This is a genomic window from Pseudomonas sp. NPDC089734 (assembly GCF_044748865.1).
Lineage (GTDB): Bacteria > Pseudomonadota > Gammaproteobacteria > Pseudomonadales > Pseudomonadaceae > Aquipseudomonas.
In genome coordinates this window covers 81334-98867 of record NZ_JBIVGV010000011.1, presented here as the reverse complement: position 1 = coordinate 98867, position 17534 = coordinate 81334, and the positions used below count along the sequence as shown (strand labels likewise).

13 protein-coding genes are annotated in these 17534 nt (G+C 61.1%); 4 read left to right on the top strand and 9 right to left on the bottom strand.

Going from position 1 to position 17534, the window contains the following annotated elements:
• Positions 1-174: 174 nt before the first annotated feature.
• From ACIPY9_RS15465 to ACIPY9_RS15445, 5 genes are all read right to left on the bottom strand, one after another.
• Positions 175-2109: a heavy metal translocating P-type ATPase gene (locus ACIPY9_RS15465; RefSeq protein ID WP_400702798.1), complete on the bottom strand. Its 1935-nt coding sequence runs from the start codon at positions 2107-2109 to the stop codon at positions 175-177.
• A complete protein-coding gene (gene hflK / locus ACIPY9_RS15460; RefSeq protein ID WP_400702794.1) occupies positions 2106-3164 on the bottom strand; it encodes a protease modulator HflK in 1059 nt (352 codons plus the stop codon). Before hflK (ACIPY9_RS15460) ends, ACIPY9_RS15465 begins: the two co-directional genes overlap by 4 nt.
• Entirely contained in the window at positions 3161-4174 is a 1014-nt protein-coding gene (gene hflC, locus ACIPY9_RS15455) for a protease modulator HflC (RefSeq protein ID WP_400702791.1), read from the bottom strand. The genes hflK (ACIPY9_RS15460) and hflC overlap by 4 nt, the downstream gene beginning before the upstream one ends.
• Complete coding sequence (hflK, locus tag ACIPY9_RS15450) at positions 4171-6132, bottom strand: protease modulator HflK (RefSeq protein ID WP_400702788.1); 1962 nt, start codon at positions 6130-6132, stop codon at positions 4171-4173. Before hflK (ACIPY9_RS15450) ends, hflC begins: the two co-directional genes overlap by 4 nt.
• A gap of 119 nt (positions 6133-6251) precedes the next feature.
• Positions 6252-6533, bottom strand: a complete 282-nt coding sequence (locus ACIPY9_RS15445; protein WP_400702785.1) for a hypothetical protein — start codon at positions 6531-6533, stop codon at positions 6252-6254.
• 25 nt (positions 6534-6558) lie between these two features.
• Between ACIPY9_RS15445 and ACIPY9_RS15440 the strand changes: the two genes are divergently transcribed.
• The 3 genes from ACIPY9_RS15440 (at position 6559) to ACIPY9_RS15430 (ending at position 11027) form a co-directional block, all read left to right on the top strand.
• On the top strand, positions 6559-8178 hold the full coding sequence (locus tag ACIPY9_RS15440) for a glucan biosynthesis protein D (RefSeq protein ID WP_400702782.1): 1620 nt from the start codon (positions 6559-6561) through the stop codon (positions 8176-8178).
• Positions 8179-8409: 231 nt separating this feature from the next.
• Positions 8410-9729 carry a hypothetical protein gene (locus ACIPY9_RS15435; protein WP_400702779.1) on the top strand — a complete coding sequence of 440 codons (1320 nt, stop codon included), beginning with the start codon at positions 8410-8412 and terminating at the stop codon, positions 9727-9729.
• Positions 9726-11027, top strand: coding sequence for a hypothetical protein (locus tag ACIPY9_RS15430; RefSeq protein WP_400702776.1), 1302 nt, complete (start codon positions 9726-9728; stop codon positions 11025-11027). Before ACIPY9_RS15435 ends, ACIPY9_RS15430 begins: the two co-directional genes overlap by 4 nt.
• Here ACIPY9_RS15430 and ACIPY9_RS15425 read toward each other — a convergent pair.
• From ACIPY9_RS15425 to ACIPY9_RS15410, 4 genes are read right to left on the bottom strand one after another with little or no spacing between them, the layout of a single operon-like run.
• Positions 11021-11674 carry a response regulator transcription factor gene (locus tag ACIPY9_RS15425; protein WP_400702773.1) on the bottom strand — a complete coding sequence of 218 codons (654 nt, stop codon included), beginning with the start codon at positions 11672-11674 and terminating at the stop codon, positions 11021-11023. The genes ACIPY9_RS15430 and ACIPY9_RS15425 overlap by 7 nt on opposite strands.
• Complete coding sequence (locus ACIPY9_RS15420) at positions 11674-12738, bottom strand: sensor histidine kinase (protein ID WP_400702770.1); 1065 nt, start codon at positions 12736-12738, stop codon at positions 11674-11676. Before ACIPY9_RS15420 ends, ACIPY9_RS15425 begins: the two co-directional genes overlap by 1 nt.
• A 54-nt stretch (positions 12739-12792) precedes the next feature.
• Complete coding sequence (locus tag ACIPY9_RS15415; RefSeq protein WP_400702767.1) at positions 12793-14094, bottom strand: AAA-associated domain-containing protein; 1302 nt, start codon at positions 14092-14094, stop codon at positions 12793-12795.
• 12 nt (positions 14095-14106) lie between these two features.
• Complete coding sequence (locus ACIPY9_RS15410; RefSeq protein ID WP_400703012.1) at positions 14107-15801, bottom strand: ABC transporter permease; 1695 nt, start codon at positions 15799-15801, stop codon at positions 14107-14109.
• 348 nt (positions 15802-16149) lie between these two features.
• Here ACIPY9_RS15410 and ACIPY9_RS15405 point away from each other — a divergent pair, with 348 nt between their 5' ends.
• Positions 16150-16902 carry a substrate-binding periplasmic protein gene (locus tag ACIPY9_RS15405; protein ID WP_400702764.1) on the top strand — a complete coding sequence of 251 codons (753 nt, stop codon included), beginning with the start codon at positions 16150-16152 and terminating at the stop codon, positions 16900-16902.
• Positions 16903-17534: the final 632 nt, after the last annotated feature.

Here is a 17534-nt window from a genome sequence, read left to right as displayed (position 1 = left end):
CGCGGTTCCGAAGAACCGCCAGGCTATGGATGCCGTAAAGAAAGCTGAGGAATCACCTGCCGGGAACTGCCTTGTGCCCACTGATTCGAGCCAAACGCGCAACCTGTCATGGATCACCCTTGTCTTGAATGACCTTTAATGTGTAACAGAGTTCTTCAACTCCACAAGCTCTTTTCAGGCAGCCGGGCTGACGGGCAACTTCAGTAACGGCTCCTGAAAGCGCAGCAAACGACCCGCATTGCCCAACACCAGCAATGTGCTGAGGTTATGCAGCACCGCCGCGACCATCGCACCGGCGACACCCAGCAGACCAAAGGCTGCCAGTGCCACGATGGCCAGCGTCCAGCCAAGACCGATGACCACGTTCACCTGCAAGGTCTGACGGCACAGGCGGCTCAGGCGCACGCAGGTGCCGAGGCGACGCAGGTCGCTGCCGATCAGCACGATGTCCGCCGAGGCCAGTGCAATGTCAGCCCCTCCGACACCCATGGCGACACCGACCACACCCGCCTTCAAGGCCAGCGAATCGTTGATGCCGTCCCCGACGACCATCGGTCTGAAACCCTGGGTGATTTCCCCCTGCACGCGACTGAGCTTGTCTTCAGGCAGCGCCTGAGCCTGAACCTCGACGATCCCCACGTCCTTCGCCAACCTGCTGGCCACGCTCTGGCGGTCACCGGTCAGCAACACCTGACGCCCCATCCCCAGCTGACGCAGATCATCCAGCGCCTGATGCGCCTCTGGCTTGAGGCTGTCAGACAGCAGCAGCCAGGCCAGGAATACACCGTCCAGAGAAAGCCCGGCCAGCGGGCCGTCATGTTCGGGCACCTCAGGGGTAACAATCCCCAGTTGCCCGAACAACTCAGGGCGCCCCAACGCAGCCTCGCCCTGCTCGGTCAAGGCCACGACACCCAACCCCTGCCGCTCGCGAATATCGCTCAGCGCCACTAACCGGTCGCTGTCCACAAGCCCGGCCAATGCACGACTGACGGGGTGGCTGCTGGCCGATCCCAGGCTGGCCGCCAACGGCAACAAGTCCGACTGTTCCGAAGCGATGCCCTGTATCGACTGCAGGCGCAGGCTGCCGAATGTCAGGGTGCCGGTCTTGTCCACGACCAGCGAGGTCAGGTCCGCCAGCTCCTCGAGAAAGGCCGAACTGCGAATCAGGATTCCGTGACGGGCCGCGACCGCAATACCGGCAATGGCAGTGGCGGGAGCCGAAAGCACCAGCGCACAAGGGCAGGCCGCGACCAGCACGGCCAGCATGGCTTGCGGGTCCTGGGTGATGAACCAGGTCAGCGCGGCAATCAGCAACACCAGCACCATGTAACGGCCAGCATAGCGCTCCAGCAAGCGGGTGATCGGAGGCTTGGAGCGCTCGGCGTTCTGCATCAGCGCAATGACCTTGCCCAGCGTCGACTGCTCGCCGATACGGGTCACTTCGATACGCAGCAGGCCGTCGAGATTGATCGCCCCGCCATAGACGTCCATTCCGGCCTGAGCCTCCAACGGGACAGACTCTCCGGTAATGGACGACGTATCGAGACTGGCCTGACCGGAAATCACCCGGCCATCGGCCGGCACACGATCACCCGCCCGCACCTCGACCCGGTCGCCCGGGCGCAACGTCGAGTTATCCACTTCAGTGATGCTGCCATCAGTATCGATCCGTCGGGCGTGGCTGCGGGTCAGACGTCCCAGCGCCTCGATGGCTTCCTGCGAGCCGATCACGCTGCGCTCTTCCAGCACATGGCCAAAGATCATGATGATCGGCAGCAAGGCCGCCGTCATGAGATCACCCGTGGCCCACGCGCCCAGCATCGCCAGGGCAATCAACTGGTCCGTGATGCCGTGCAGGCTTGGATGGCGCAGGCTGTGCCAGCCGGCACTGATCACCGGGATCGCCACCAGCAGCGAGGCCGCGCCCAGCAACAACTGGGTGACGCCGGTCTGTTCAGGGGCGATCACACGCCAGAGCAGACCCAGCCCCAGCAATCCCAGCGCCAGCATGGCGAGGGTCAACTGGCGGGCAGCACTGCGCTGCTCTGCCCGGCTCAGCAGGCTGTCGGATGACGGTGCGGCATGGTGGTGAACGGCTTCGCCACTCATTGTTCGGCTCCCTGAATGATCAGACGGGCATCGTCTTTAGGGTCGACGGTCGTGACCGATCCGGCCTGCCCGAGAATTTTCGGCACGCGCTCGCGGTAGAGCCGCTGCAACAGACCGGGATCGTGCTGGTCCTGAATCGATTGCGCCAGACTGGCCACGGTCGCCGTGTCGGCCTGAGCCTTGGCCAATCGTTCTGAAGCCTGGGCATGGGCCACCTGCAAGGTCCGGTCGGCTTGCTGATTGGCGGCCTGAATCAGTTTTTCTGCGTCGTTACGGGCGTTGGCGACAGCCTGATCCGCTTGCTGGCTGGCCGTCAGTACGGCATTGAAGGCATTCACGGCGGGCTTGGGCAAACTGGACTGCACATCCACGCGGGCCACTTCGATCCCCACACCTGCCCCGGTCGCCGCGAGTTCGGCCAGACGCTGGTTGATACCCCGCACCAGATCGCCACGCAGCCGCTCTCGCCGTTCGGCGGCTCCGCTGTCGGCACCGATCAGTTCGGGACGGGCAACCAGAATGGTGTCCAGGTCACGGGCTGCCGTCAGCGCCACGGCACTGCGATTGACCAGTCGGTCCAGCGCGGGCAGCACGTGATCGGCCTGCAACGCAAAGGCATAGGGATCGGTCACCTTGTAGAACACCGTCACGTCCAGTTGAACAACCCCGGCATCGCCGGTCAGAAGAAACCCCGAACCTGCCAGTGCATCGCTCATGGGCACAGCAAAGGTGGCGACTTCGTCAGCCTTCAAGGCCTGGGGCGAGCGCAGCAAGGTTTCCACCCGACGCTCGATCACCCGATCCGCCGAAGGCAGCAATACCACTCGCTCGAAAGGCTGCGGCCAGGCGATGAGCAGACCGGCGTTCTGTATGCGCTCCAGCGCACCGAAGCGCATGACCACGGCCCGGTTCTGAGGATCGATCTGGCGCACGTTGGACGTCACCCAGCCCAACGCGGCCAGGAGCGTCACGCCATACAATCCCAGAAACGCCAGGCGGCTGGCCTGTACCCATGGGCTGTGGAGCGGTGCTTCGCTGACCACAGGCTCCTTCATGGTTTCGCCCCGCTCTTGGCATCCAGCGCAGGCGGTCCGTCCACCAATACCCGGAACGGCGCGGCGTCGGTGCGCAGGATCAACCGGGTGCCCGGTGTGACGACAGTACCCAGCGTGTCGAGTGAGCGCAGCACATTGTAAAGCTGCGGCGAACCGGCGTAGGCGCGGCCATAGATTTCAGCCGCCTCGACCCGCGACTGCGCTTCGATATCGGCCGCCTTGACCGTGGCATCGGCTTCGACAATCCGTGCATCGCGCTCGGCCGCCGAACGAATCTGTGCGGCCTCACGCTTGCCTGCCGCCGTGCGTTCAGTGGCGATGGTTTCACGCTCGGCCCGCATCCGGTCCACCGTGGCATTGAGCGTCACCGAAGGCAGCGTCAGGCGCTCGACACCCACCTGCAAGACTTTCACGCCGTAAGTGGTGAGCAATTGTTGCTCGATCTGCTGGCGAAGCTGGTTCTCGAAAGCACCGATGTTCACCTGGCTGGCCTCGGTGTTGACCAGATTCGACAGGTCAAAGCTGCTGGCCGTGGTTTCCAGCGCCGAGCCGACAAAGGTCCGGATCTGCCGAGCCGCTTCATCCGGCTGGTTCTGCACGGCACGCATGAAGCGCTGCACGTTGTCCCCGTCGCCTTGCACCTGCCACGCCACATAGGCCTGGACGATGATCCTCAGGCCATCGCGGGTACCCACATCCTGCAGACCGCTGGACGTGGTGCGCAAGCGCAGGTCCACGGGAATGGCCGCCTCGAAAGGGGCAGGCCAGCGCCAGCTCAGTCCTGGCTCCAGCAATACGCGGGATGGATTGCCGAAGCGGGTAATGACCGTCGCCTCGCCCGAGCGCACTTGCACCAGACTCGCTGTCGCCACCGCAAAGGCGATCAGCACCGCCGCCAGGCTCATCCGCAGCCAGGGCCGCTTCGCAGGCAAGGCCGCCTCATCGTGATGAGGGTGATGCCCGCAATGAGCATGATCGCTATGGTCGTGATGGTGATGAAACAGACTCAAGGGGCAACTCCTGACTGAACGGCTTTACGCGGCACCGTTGGGTCTGCCGGTGGTGTGAAGGGACGCAGGTCGATGGTCGGCGCGCTGTCGCCGCCCAGACGGTGATCGAGAACCAGCAGGCGGGCATTGGCCAGGCCATGGCTGAGCTGGGTCAGATACTGCTCCAGCAGGAACGCTTGCCCGGCCTTGGCATAGGCCTGCCGTTCGGCACTGAAACGCAGGTCCGAACCCTGTGCCGTCGCCAGCACTTCACGCGCATTGGCGCTGGCCCGGTCGCGCGCGACGCTGGCATTGAGTTGTGCCTGACTGGCCTGTTCGCTGGCGGCACCTCGCTCGCGGGCAATCAGGGCCTGGGCGCTGATCTGCGCCGCCTGTACGGAGTGATAGGCATTGGCGGCACCGGCAGGCGGGTGGATGGCTTCGACGACCGTGGCGAGGATTTCCACACCGCTGTCCAGGCGCTGCAAATCGGCTTGCACCGCCTTGCCGATGTCCGTGGCCAGGTCGGTGCGTTGCTCACCCAGCAATTCATCCAGCGTGCGTGAAGCAAAATCATGGACCAGTACACGGCTGGCGGTACTGCGAATCAGGGTCGGCACATCCGCGCTGTTGTAGGTCGCCGCCATGGCTGCCGCGTCCGTCAGACCGATGCGATAGACAAAGCGCACATCCATGTTCACCACCTGGAAGCCTTGCCTGCCGCCTGCAGTGCTGGCGATCACCTGGGATTTTTCATTGATGTGGCTGGCGTCCCACAGACGATGGGCACTGGCCGGGGGCGGGCCTTCAGCGGGGTCCAGAGACGTTTCGGCTCCCGCCTCGGAAACGCTGGTCGCCAACTCATGCACCACACCGTTCTCCACCGCCCGCACCTGCCCGAACGGCCAGGGCAGCCCGGCGTGCAGACCGGGGCCAAAAACCTCGACGGGCTTGCCAAAGCGTTCATAGATTCCACGCCCCTGCATCGGAATTTCATGCACACCTGTCAGCGCCCAGCCCAACGCGGCCATCACGGACAGCACCGGCAAAAAGGCCCGGCGCATGTAGCCGAACGCCCAGATCTGGCGCAAGTCGATGCCAAAGCGGTTATGCAGCTCATGTTGCAGGACCAGCAAGGGACGCGGCGGCCAGCGCAGCAGATCGGCAATGAAGCTGCTGGCTACCAGGCGAGGCTCAAGGCGCTCGTTGCGCGGAGTGAACAGCGACAACACTGCCCGCAGCAGAAATTCGACAGCGACGGAGCCGGGCAAGAGACCGGTCAAGACCGCCAGACGCGGCGGCCAGCCACGGTCCACGCGGGCAAGGAACAGGCACAACGCACCGATCAGCAAGACACCGATCACCATGCGAGTCAGTTGCGCCAGTTGTCCGGCTTCCGGCCATTGGGTTGTCTGCTCATGGCTGAACTGCCGCTCCAGCACCAGCAAGCCGAACGCCATCAGCAGCAGTAGACCGCCCGCCAGACTCGCCGCCGAGGACAGTTCTGTGGCGGGCAGGCTCAGGTTCCAGACCAGACGAAGGCAGATCAGGGCCAGCAATGCCCAGCCCGCAAGCCATAACGTCGGGGTGCCTATGTGAGCAAGCAGCGATGCACTGGCATCGCTGAGCCGGGTCAGAAAGCGCTCATACCAGCCGCTGTCGTCGGGGTCCGGCAACGTCTGGGGAGACTCAACAGGCGCGAGGGTCCCCAGGGCACGAGCACGCCACCGGGCGATCCCCAGTGCCGATTGCAGGCCCGCTGCCAGCAGCAACAGAGCCGTCGCACTGCTGACCAGCACGGCCATCCACAAGGAGTCGGGAGAAAACAGATCGACGAACAACGCCAGGACCAGTCCGGTCACCCCAGTCCCGATCGCGAAGTACAGGAGTCGGCTCAGGCGCTGCGCTTGCTGTGCAGCCAGTTGAAACCGTGGCAAACCCTCAAGGCTCGCCTGCTCCACATCCAGATCAACCCGCATTCTCACCCCGGAGCCCGCCTGATACGTTGCATGATAGCGTTACGATATAACAACAATCGTGAAACTTTCGTCAGTTCCCCTCTCGCTCCGATTGTTTGGCGAACAGAGGGTCGCTGCCATCAAAATGATTGCTGAATATTGCATGCCTGGACAGCGTTCGACAGCCATCGAAAAACGTCCGGAGACACCCCGCTCTCGCCAAAGCCTTGTGCCATGCGGCGGGCAGCCTGACGGACCTCCCGAATCCCCCCGTGAAATCCCTCTTGAGCACCGTATTCATTGACGATGAGCCGCGTTTTTTTTCGCCTTTTTTTGAACAGCATCTCGTCTTTGTTATCTGTTGTGGGTAGTTTGCGTTCGGCAAGGAGTCGTTGGCGCGCCATTTCTTGTGCAGGACGCACAGAATTATTCAGAGGCTTCACTTTTATGAATCGCAGAAATCTCCTTAAAGCGTCGATGGCGTTGGCCGCCTATAGCAGTTTGCCGGCCTCGGGGCTTTTTGCTGCGCGAGCACTGGCCGCCGCAGCAGATGGCGAGATAGAGCATTTCGATTTCGCGACATTGCAGGCGCACGCCAAACAACTGGCCGGCAAGGCCTATGTCAGCACCAAACAGGTGCTGCCGCCGGTGCTGGCCGACATGACACCGCTGCAATTCAACGCCATTCGCTACGACGCCGCCCATTCCCTGTGGCATGACGTCAAAGGCCAGTTGGACGTACAGTTCTTCCACGTCGGCATGGGCTTCAAGACGCCCGTGCGCATGTACAGCCTCGACGCCAAGACCAAACAGGCGCGGGAAGTGCATTTCCGCCACGAACTGTTCAACTACGAACACAGCGGCATCGACAAGAATCTGGTCAAGGGCGACCTGGGCTTTGCCGGCTTCAAGCTGTTCAAGGCCCCGGAAATCGCCATCAACGATATCGTGTCGTTCCTGGGTGCCAGTTATTTCCGTGCCGTGGACAGCAACAAGCAATACGGCCTGTCCGCCCGTGGCCTGGCCATCGATACGTATGCCAAGCGCCAGGAAGAATTCCCGGACTTCACCAAGTTCTGGTTCGAGACGCCGGAACAGAACGCGACCCGCTTTGTGGTCTACGCCCTGCTCGACTCGCCAAGCGCCACCGGTGCTTATCGCTTCGATATCGACTGCCAGTCCGGTCAGGTCGTCATGGACGTCGATGCACACATCAACGCCCGTGCGGATATCGAACAGATGGGCATCACGCCGATGACCAGCATGTTCAGTTGCGGCACGCATGAACGCCGCATGTGCGACTCCATCCACCCGCAGATCCATGACTCCGACCGCCTGTCCATGTGGCGCGGCAATGGCGAATGGATCTGCCGCCCGCTGAACAACCCGGCCAAGCTGCAATTCAATGCCTTTTCCGACAAGGACCCGAAAGGGTTCGGTCTGGTCCAGAGCGATCACGAATTCTCCAGCTATCAGGACACCGTCGTCTGGTACAGCCGCCGCCCGAGCCTGTGGGTCGAACCGACTACCGCATGGGGTGAAGGCGAGGTCAGCCTGCTGGAAATCCCGACCACAGGCGAAACGATGGATAACATCGTGGTGTTCTGGACCCCCAAGGCCAAGGTCAAGGCCGGCGATTCGCTCAACTACGGCTACAAGCTGTTCTGGAGCCCGTTGCCACCGGTCAGCACGCCTCTGGCCCAGGTGCATGCCACACGTTCGGGCATGGGCGGTTTCACCGAAGGCTGGGCACCGGGCGAGCATTACCCCAAATTCTGGGCACGCCGCTTCGCCGTGGACTTCCACGGTGGCGGTCTGGACCGCCTGCCGGAAGGCACCGGGATCGAGCCGGTGGTCACGGTTTCCCACGGCAAGTTGCAGGAGTTCAACATCCTGGTTCTGCCGGACATCAAAGGCTACCGCATCACCTTCGACTGGCTGCCTGACAGCGACTCGGTAGAGCCGGTGGAAATGCGGATGTTCATCCGCACCGGTGACCGCACCCTGAGCGAAACCTGGCTGTACCAGTACTTCCCGCCTGCACCGGAGAAGCGCAAGTACCCGTAAGGGCATAACCCCCGTTCGCGAATGAATTCGCTCCTGCAGGAGCGGATTTATCCGCGAGGACGGTTGACAGTTCGCTGAACTGCGACTGATATATCCCCTGTCACGCCGTTGCGAGCATTCGCTCCAGACCTGCTTTCCCCTCCTCCCTGTTCATCCCTGTCGACCCGTCCCTCGTGGTCGATGGCGGTAGCGTTGCCCATTCCTCCTGACACGACCCGGAAGGCCTGCACCATGGCGTTGAACCCTACGACCCCGGCAGACGACAAGCCGTCGTTGATCTCCTTCGATAAATCGACCGTCGTTGTGTGGATTGCCATCAGTCTGCTGCTGGTCGAGACCTTCTCCGGTGCCCTGCGCTTCTACTTCGACAAGGCCGGTATCAGCCCGATTCTCTATCTGCCCAAAGTGGCCTGCATCCTGTTGTTCATCATGGAGCTGCACCTCTTCAAGGCCGGTCGGCTGTTCTGGACAGGTTTGATGCTCTGGCTGCTTTCCGGGCTGCTGGCCATGCTGCATGGCGCCAGCGTCTTCAACCTTGCATTCGGGCTGTTCGCCCTGAGCCCGCTGCTGTTCGGGCTGGTGTGCAGCGAATACCTGATCCATCGCCGAAAGCTGCTCTGCTGGGCGATAGCCTTGTGTCTGCTGGCGTCTCTCGTGGGGCTGGCCCTGGACAAGTTCACCTTTGTCCCTTGGAAAGGCTACAGCTACAGCGTGGGCGAAACGCAGTTGAGCGCCAACACGTCATGGAGCGCGGGCGATGAAGACCGCGTTGCCGGTTTTGCCAGGATGTCCAGCCAACTGTCGATCCTGATCGCGATCTACACTTTTTACCTCTTCGCCTTCCTGCGTTCGCGCCTGATTCTCATGCTGCTCAGTGGTGTGGCGCTCTACGCCATTGTGCTGACCACCAGCAAGGCCCCCGCCGGTGCATTCGCACTGACCCTGGCCTTGCTGCTGATCCGGCGAATGCCCTGGACCAGCCGGATCGTCTGCATCGTGGCAGTTGCCATAGGCCTGCTGCTGCCGACGCTGGGGCTGATCCATGATTTCGATGCCCGGACCGTCAGCAGCAGTGACAGCACCATGACATCCCTGTATGACCGGCTGATCAACACATGGCCCAACCTGACCGACGCCATACTGCGTGAAGGCTGGGGGATGACAGGCGCAGGGTTCGGCATGGTCGGCAGTGCGATGGCGCTGTTTCCCGTCGCCGGTGCCGGTATCTTCATGACTGCCGACAGCAGCGTCATGTACCTGTGGGCCATGCTGGGGGTCGCCGGCTTGCTGCTGTACACGTTGCTGGTCCCGATGTTTTTCGCGCTGATCGGCGATGAAAGCCGCCTGGGCCGTACGCTGCTGGCCATCAGCTTCTGTTGCTGCCTGATCAGCTGGACCACCGACATTTTCGAGGTGGCGGTCGCCAACCTGTTTATCGGCCTGACCATCGGCCATGTCCTGACCAACCCGCGCGAAGACGCCCTGCAAGCTGCCCGCACGCCGGAACTCCAGATGGCTGCTCTCCCTGCCCTGCCAAGGAGCCCGACATGATCGCTGCCGTTTGTCATACCGCGCGCCTGCTGCTTCTGGGCGGCCTGCTCTGTGCGTCCTCGGTGTCTGCCGAACCGGTTTTCATTGTCGGTATCGCCACGCACCTGATGAACTTTGACCATCCTCTGAGACAGCCGATGACCCTGACCCGGGATGCGGGCTTCAATTCGGTCAAGGACGATCTGTTCTGGTCCACCGCCGAACCCGCGCCCCACCATCTGCGTATCACATCCACCTGGCGCAACTACCTGAGCATGGCCTTCGACATGAACCTCAGCCGATTGGGGATGCTGGGCTACAGCACCTATTTTCATGACAACGCCAAACCCCGTACGCCTGAAGTCATGACACCCTTTCTGGAATATGTCGATTACGTCACCCGCCAGTTGGGCAACCGGATCAGTTTTTATGAGGTCTGGAATGAGTGGGACCTTGAAGACCCCAAGGATCTGCAACTCAGAAAGGATTACGTCGAGTTGGTCCGCAAGACGGTGCCGGTGATCCGCAAGAACACGCGCAACACCCAGGGGACTCCGGCACGGATTCTGGCAGGCGCCATTACGCGTGACGGCATGAATGAGGGCGTCGCGGACAGCCTGATCGACAGCGGCGCACTGGATCTGGTGGACGGCCTTTCCATCCACCCCTACGCCCATTGCGCCGCCGACGATGGCAACACTCCGGAAGCCTGGGTGCAGTGGCTGGCTCGATACGAACAGTCCATCCGTGCCAAGGCTGGCCGCGATGTACCGCTCTACCTCACCGAAATGGGCTGGCCCAGCCATCAAGGCCCCTGCGGCAAGAGCAAGGTGACCCAGGCCGTGTACATGGCGCGAATTTTCTTCCTGGCGCGCACCGTGCCCAATATCAAAGGCATGTGGTGGTTCGACCTGTTCAACGATGGCCCGGACAGACACGACCAGGAGCACAACTTCGGGCTTCTCAACGAAGACTTTTCACCCAAACCGGCCTACACCATGATGAAAGCCATCTCGCCCGTGGTCAGCAGCTTCACCTACGACCCGCAGGCCAGCACGATGACCGACAACACCTACAAACTGTACTTCGACAACGGGGATGAACGTGTCCTCGTCGCCTGGGCGATCGGTGCACCGCGAGACGAGCAGATCGTCAGCGCCCGGCCCCTGAACGGCCCGGTCAGGCTGACCGATACGCTCATGGCCGAACAGGGCCGGATCTACAGCGATCAGTCATGGCAATGCGAGGCAGACCGATGCTCGGCCTCGATCAGACTGACTAACTTTCCCAAGATCATCAGCCTGGGCAGCCGTCACTGATCGGGCGGCGTAACCGAGGACTGAAGGCGTTCGGCAAACTTGACCAGCTCCGCCAACGAATCCGCCTGCATCTTGCGCATGACGGAACCTCGCCGGACCTTGACCGTTATTTCGCTCACGTTGAGCCGACCCGCGACCTGTTTGTTCAACAGGCCGCTGACCACCAGCCCCATCACCTGTTGCTCGCCGGCGTTCAAGCTTGCATATCGCCGCTGCAACTCAGTGTCCACCGCGCAGGCCTGGCGTCTTGCCCGATCGCGCACAAGGCCCTGCTGGATGGCATCCAGCAAGTCCTGCTCCCGAAAAGGCTTGGTCAGGAACTCCAGAGCCCCCGCCTTCATCGCCCGCACCGACATGGGAATGTCGCCATGGCCTGTGATGAAAATCACCGGCAGCCCGATGCCCCACTTCGCCATCTCGCTCTGAAAATCCAGGCCGCTCATGCCTGGCATCCGCACGTCCAGAATCAGGCAACCCGGCGCATCGGGCCGCGGCGTATCGAGAAACTGCTGTGTCGAGCCGAACAACATGGAACGCAACCCGACCGACGCCAGCAAGTCCTCCAGAGACGAGCGCACCGATTGATCGTCGTCGATCACGTAAATGACCGGCTCTTCAGGCTCCGATGCTGGAACAATGGTTTTCATCAGCTCTCCATTCGTGCGGTGGGCAGGGTGAAATGAAACGTCGCGCCCCCCTGATCGCCAGGCACTGCCCAGATGCGACCGCCATGAGCTTCGATAATGGAGCGGCTGATGGCCAGACCAATGCCCATGCCTTGCGCCTTGGTCGTATAGAACGCATCGAAGATTCTGTCCAGATGCTCCACCGGGACACCGACACCGTTATCGCTCACCGAAAAACGGATATCCGCGCCAGCACTCCACTCCACCCCTACATGCAACTCGCCATGGCCTGACTCAAGGCCGCTCATGGCATCCATCGCGTTCAACATCATGTTCAGCAGCACCTGCTGAAGCTGGACCCTGTCGGCCAGCAACGGCGGCAAACCCTCGGGAATGTCCACGGTCAGCGTGATGCCCTGCTGGTTCATTTCACTGTGGGCGAGCGCCACGATTTCAGCGACGGCATCGGCCACGCTCACCCACTCCTTGTGGGTCGAGGCCGGTTTCGCCAAGGCCCGCACATGCACGATCACATCGCTGGCACGGTTGGCATCCCCGATCATGCGTTCGATGGCCTGTCGGGCCTTGGGCAGATTCGGCGGCTCGTTCGCCAGCCAGCGCAGCCCGGCATTGCCACTGGTGACAATGGCCGCCAGCGGCTGATTGACCTCATGGGCGATGGAGGCGGTCAGCTCACCCAGCATGTTGACCCGTGCGATCTGCGCCAATTGGGTTCGCGCCTCGTGAACCGTGCGAACGGCTGCCGCCAGGCGCAATGCCAGATACGTGGTCATGGCGATGGCCAGCAGGCTGATGCCGCAATTGATCAGCCCCGACTCGCTGGAACGGGAAGTCGTCAGTTCATAGCTGATCACGGTCAGCCCCATGCAGCCCAGCGCGATTGCAATCACACCGGCCCTGGGCATGAACCGGGCCGCCATGAGCACCACGGCGATCTGGAAGACACCGACCGCAATTTCCAGATCGGTCAACGTATCGGCAATCGCGATGGCCACCGCCAAAGCGGACAACGCCGCCAGCCGGACAGCCATTGCCGCCTTGCCAAAGGTCTTCGACTCACGCATCGCCAGCATCCCGCCCGTCAATGAAGGCTCAATAGGCCAGGTTTGATACAAGCCTCACGAAGGATTGTCGAGGCTGAACTGGTCCAGAAGCTCATCATAGGCAAAAAGCTCGGCATATCGCCCCCATTGCGTGACGCACCTCAAGGTCTGCATCGCATCGCTCTCGGACATGAAGTCCTCCAGATGGTCCCTGAAACGGCGGGCCGGGGCGATGTGACTGGCGCGGTCATCCAGCACGCGCCGGATATGTCCCACCAGCGGCACGAAACTCAGCAGATGGTGGGCGAAGAGCTGTTTGCGCTCATCGACATCCGCCAGCGCATAGCGGCGCGCAGACGGCAGCAGACGGATATCGCCGCCCTTGAGTTCGGCAAAACGCAGCAGTTGCAGGACCTCGGCAATCGGGAACAGCTCGTCAGCGTTGTAATGCAATGCACTCGCCAGCTCCGGCAAATCCGCCGTGGCGCCATACGGTGGCGCATGAATCGCTTCGATCAGCCCGGCCAGGGCATTGATCGACACCTGGGGCAGCACCATGCCCAGCCCTGTGCCCGGAAAGATACCCTGACGCAGCTCACCGGCATGGTTGTCCTGAGTCATGAGCACGTAGATCTCTTCGACCAGCGCCCTGAAGGACGGGTCCTGACGATTGCGCGGCTGTGGCAGGTCGACCTTGATTTCGCTGACCACCCGCCCGGGGTTGGAGGAAAACAGCAGAATGCGATCACACATCAGCACCGCTTCAGCGATGTTATGGGTCACCATCAGAATCGACTTGATAGGCATCCGGCCTTCGGACCACATGTCCAGCAGATCGGTGCGCAGGGTCTCGGCGGTCAGTACATCAAGGGCCGAAAAGGGTTCGTCCATCAGCAACACGTCAGGGTCGATCACCAGGGCACGCGCCATGCCCACGCGCTGACGCATGCCGCCCGACAGCTCCTTGGGATAGGCGCTCTCGAAACCGTCCAGCCCGATCAGATCGATGGCCGCCAGGGCGCGCTTGCGACGCAGCGGAGCGGGTACACCTTGCGCCTCCAGGCCGATTTCCACGTTCTCCAGCACCGTCAGCCAGGGAAACAGAGCGAAACTCTGAAAGACCATGCTCACGGTGGGCGCACGCTCTTGCGACCCGCCGGGAAAACTCACTTCTCCCGCAGTGGGCACCACCAGACCGGCAATGGAACGCAACAAGGTGGACTTGCCCGACCCCGAACGCCCCAGCAAGCCGACGATCTCGTTTTCGTTGAGTGTCAGCGTCACGTTGTCGAGCACCAGACGCTCCTTGCTGGCCTTGCCGTAGACATGGCGGACCTCGCGTACATCCACCAGGCAGCGCTTTTCGATAGCCATCATGCTTTCCCCTCCTCAGACCAGGCTCAAACGACGCTCGGCGAATCCGTACAACGGACGCCAGAGCAAGCGGTTGAAGGCAATTACGAATACCGACATGACCGCGACACCCAAGGCGACACGTGCGAAATCACCGGCCTGCGTGGCGTGGGCGATATACGAGCCCAGGCCGGTCGCCTCCAGCGACGTGTCGCCCCAGGACACCGCCTCGGCCACAATACTGGCGTTCCAGGAGCCGCCCGACGCCGTGAGCGCACCCGTGATGTAGTAAGGAAAGATTCCGGGCAGGGCCACACGACGCCACCACTGCCAGCCCCGCATGTTGAAGACCCCGGCCACTTCGCGCAGATCGGTCGGCAACGCGCTGGCCCCGGCGATCACGTTGAACAGGATGTACCACTGCGTCCCCAGCACCATGAGCGGCGAGAGCCAGATATCCGGATTCAGGTGCAGCCCGACAATGGCAATCACTGCAAACGGAAACAGCACGTTCGCAGGAAACGCCGCCAGAAACTGCGCGATCGGTTGCAGACGTTCTGCCCAGACAGGCCGCAAGCCGATCCAGACGCCGATAGGTACCCAGATCAGGCTGGCGATCACCATCAACAGAATGACGCGCAACATCGTCGCCAGCCCCAGACCAAAAGCACCCAGCACATCGTCCAGCCCCAGGGATGCGCCAATGAAGTTCATCAGCCAGACACCCGCGGCCACACACACACTCAACACCGCCATCAACCACAGGCGGTCAGACAGGCGGCTGGATTCCGGTGTGGATACCGCCTTGCGTGAGCGGCCAGAAAACGCCCGGCCCATCGACATCAAGGCGTGCCAGGGCATCGCCAGCAACGAGAAAAAGGCCGGAACAAGCCGGGTGCGCCCCAGCAGGCTGTACATCCATGAGCGAGGACGTTTCTGCGAAGCCGTCTGCTCGAAACGAAACTTGTCAGCCCAGGCCACCACCGGTCGAAACAGCAACTGGTCGTAGCACAGGATCACCAGCGCCATGGCGCCGACCGCCCAGGCCACGGCCGCCAGATCCTTGCGGGCTATCGCCAGCGCCAGCCAGGAGCCGATGCCCGGCAGGTTGATCTGTGTGTCCGCCACCGAAATCGCTTCGCACGCCACGATGAAAAACCAGCCTCCGGACATCGACATCATCATGTTCCAGACAAGGCCCGGCAACGCGAACGGTAATTCCAGACGAACAAACCTGAGCAGTGGCGAAAAACCGAACTGCCGGCTGACTTCATTCAAATCGCCCGGCACCGTGCGCAGCGATTGATAGAAGCTGAAAGTCATGTTCCAGGCCTGGCTGGTAAAGATGGCAAAGACTGCCGCCAACTCCGCTCCCAATTGCCGACCGGGAAACAGGCCCATAAAGAACGTGACCGTAAAAGCCATAAAACCCAGCACCGGCACGGACTGCAAAATATCCAGCGCGGGCACAATAACTTTCTCGGCCTTGCGACTCTTCGCCGCCAGCGTGGCCACAATGAAGGTAAATATCAGCGAGGCCGCCAGGGCCGCAAACATGCGCAAGGTTGTTCGCAGTGCATAGTCCGGCAATTGCGACGGGCTCAGAACGATGGGCGTGCTGTCGAGTGCCGACAGGGGCTGTAACGTCTGATCGACACCGTGAAACAACAATACGGCGATGACCATCAGTAACAGCAGGCACACAAGATCGGCCAGGTGGCTGCGCGGCACCCCATATTTAAGGGCCGACAGTTTTTTATCGGATTCAAAGACAGCGTTCATGGCTCACCTCAAACAACAGGCATAAGGCAGGGCGGCAAAGTTTCAATAAAACTGGCCGTGAGCAGTGGGTGGGAAACTATTGATCACTAACTCTGCGTTGTTGGAGAGCCAGTTTATAGAGGTCCTAAAAGGGTTAAAGCCTGCAAAAGTAGCCCCTTGATGACCATGGATATAACGGCTCTATACCAAGGTATATTTCACCTGTTCAGTGCCGTTATCAGGCACCTGCATCAATACAGCTGCCATACGCCACGACTACAGTGGGCATTCAGAAAGGACTTCGCAAGGAAACCGGGCATGAAGTGGAGGCTCTTGATTACAGGCCTTGTTCTGACACTGCTATATCCTGTCGGACATGCAGAGGCAGCGCCTTATATCGCCGGCGGCACGGAGTGGCGGCCCTTCAGTTACTCGGATGAACAGGGGCGTCTGCACGGGATATCCATCGACATTGCTCGCCGTGTGCTGGCACTGGCGCATATCGATACTCACTTCGTGTCCTATCCGGTCAATCGTCTGCAAGCCATGATGGACAAGGACCAGATCGATCTGAACTATGCCGACTCTCCTCTCTGGACTCACCCTGATGACTTGAACCGGTATGTCTTCTCCATCCCGTATCTCAACGTGAAGGAACACCTGTACTTCATTGCGGGCCATCCGGCCGCTGCCACCCCTGTGGATAAGTTGCAGGGCATGACCATTGGCATGATTCGGGGCTATACCTATCACGCACTCGATGCCGCGCTGGCCGAAAAGCGTGTCTCCCGGCTGGAAACCTCGCAGGACCTCGCGCTGCTTGAGTTGCTGCAGACCCGGCGGGTAACGGCTGTTGCCATGGTCGACGATCTATACGAATACCTGATTGCCAGCCACCGAATCGATCCCGCCACCTTTCAACAAGGCGCGCAGCTCAGCGAGGCGCCGCTGAGCATCAAGCTGCAACGCCGACACGCTGCGCTGCTACCCAGCATCAATGCAGCGATTCTCACCCTGCAACGCAGCGGAGAACTGGAAAGAACCCGCCAGTCGTACATACCGGCGAAATAATCCATGTGGGAAGGCGGTGTGTCAGGCAGTACATCTGTTGGCCTTTCGCGAATGAATTCGCTCCTACCGATGCCACATTTTCATATGGCCTGAAATGTGTGGGACCGGATTCATCCGGGAAGACGGTGTGTCAGGCAATGCGTTTGTTGAGCCTTCGCGAATGAATTCGCTCCTACCGATGCCACATTTTCATATGCCCTGAAATGTGTGGGACCGGATTCATCCGGGAAGGCGGTGTGTCAGGCAGTACGTTTGTTGAGCCTTCGCGAATGAATTCGCTCCTACCGATGCCGCATCTTCATATGGTCTGAAATGTGTGGGACCGGATTCATCCGGGAAGGCGGTGTGTCAGGCAGTACGTTTGTTGAGCCTTCGCGAATGAATTCGCTCCTACCGATGCCACATCATCATATGGCCTGAAATGTGTGGGACCGGATTCATCCGGGAAGGCGGTGTGTCAGGCAGTACATCTGTTGGCCTTTCGCGAATGAATTCGCTCCTACCGATGCCACATTTTCATATGTCCTGAAATATGTGGGACCGGATTCATCCGGGAAGGCGGTGTGTCAGGCAGTACATCTGTTGGCCTTTCGCGAATGAATTCGCTCCTACCGATGCCACATTTTCATATG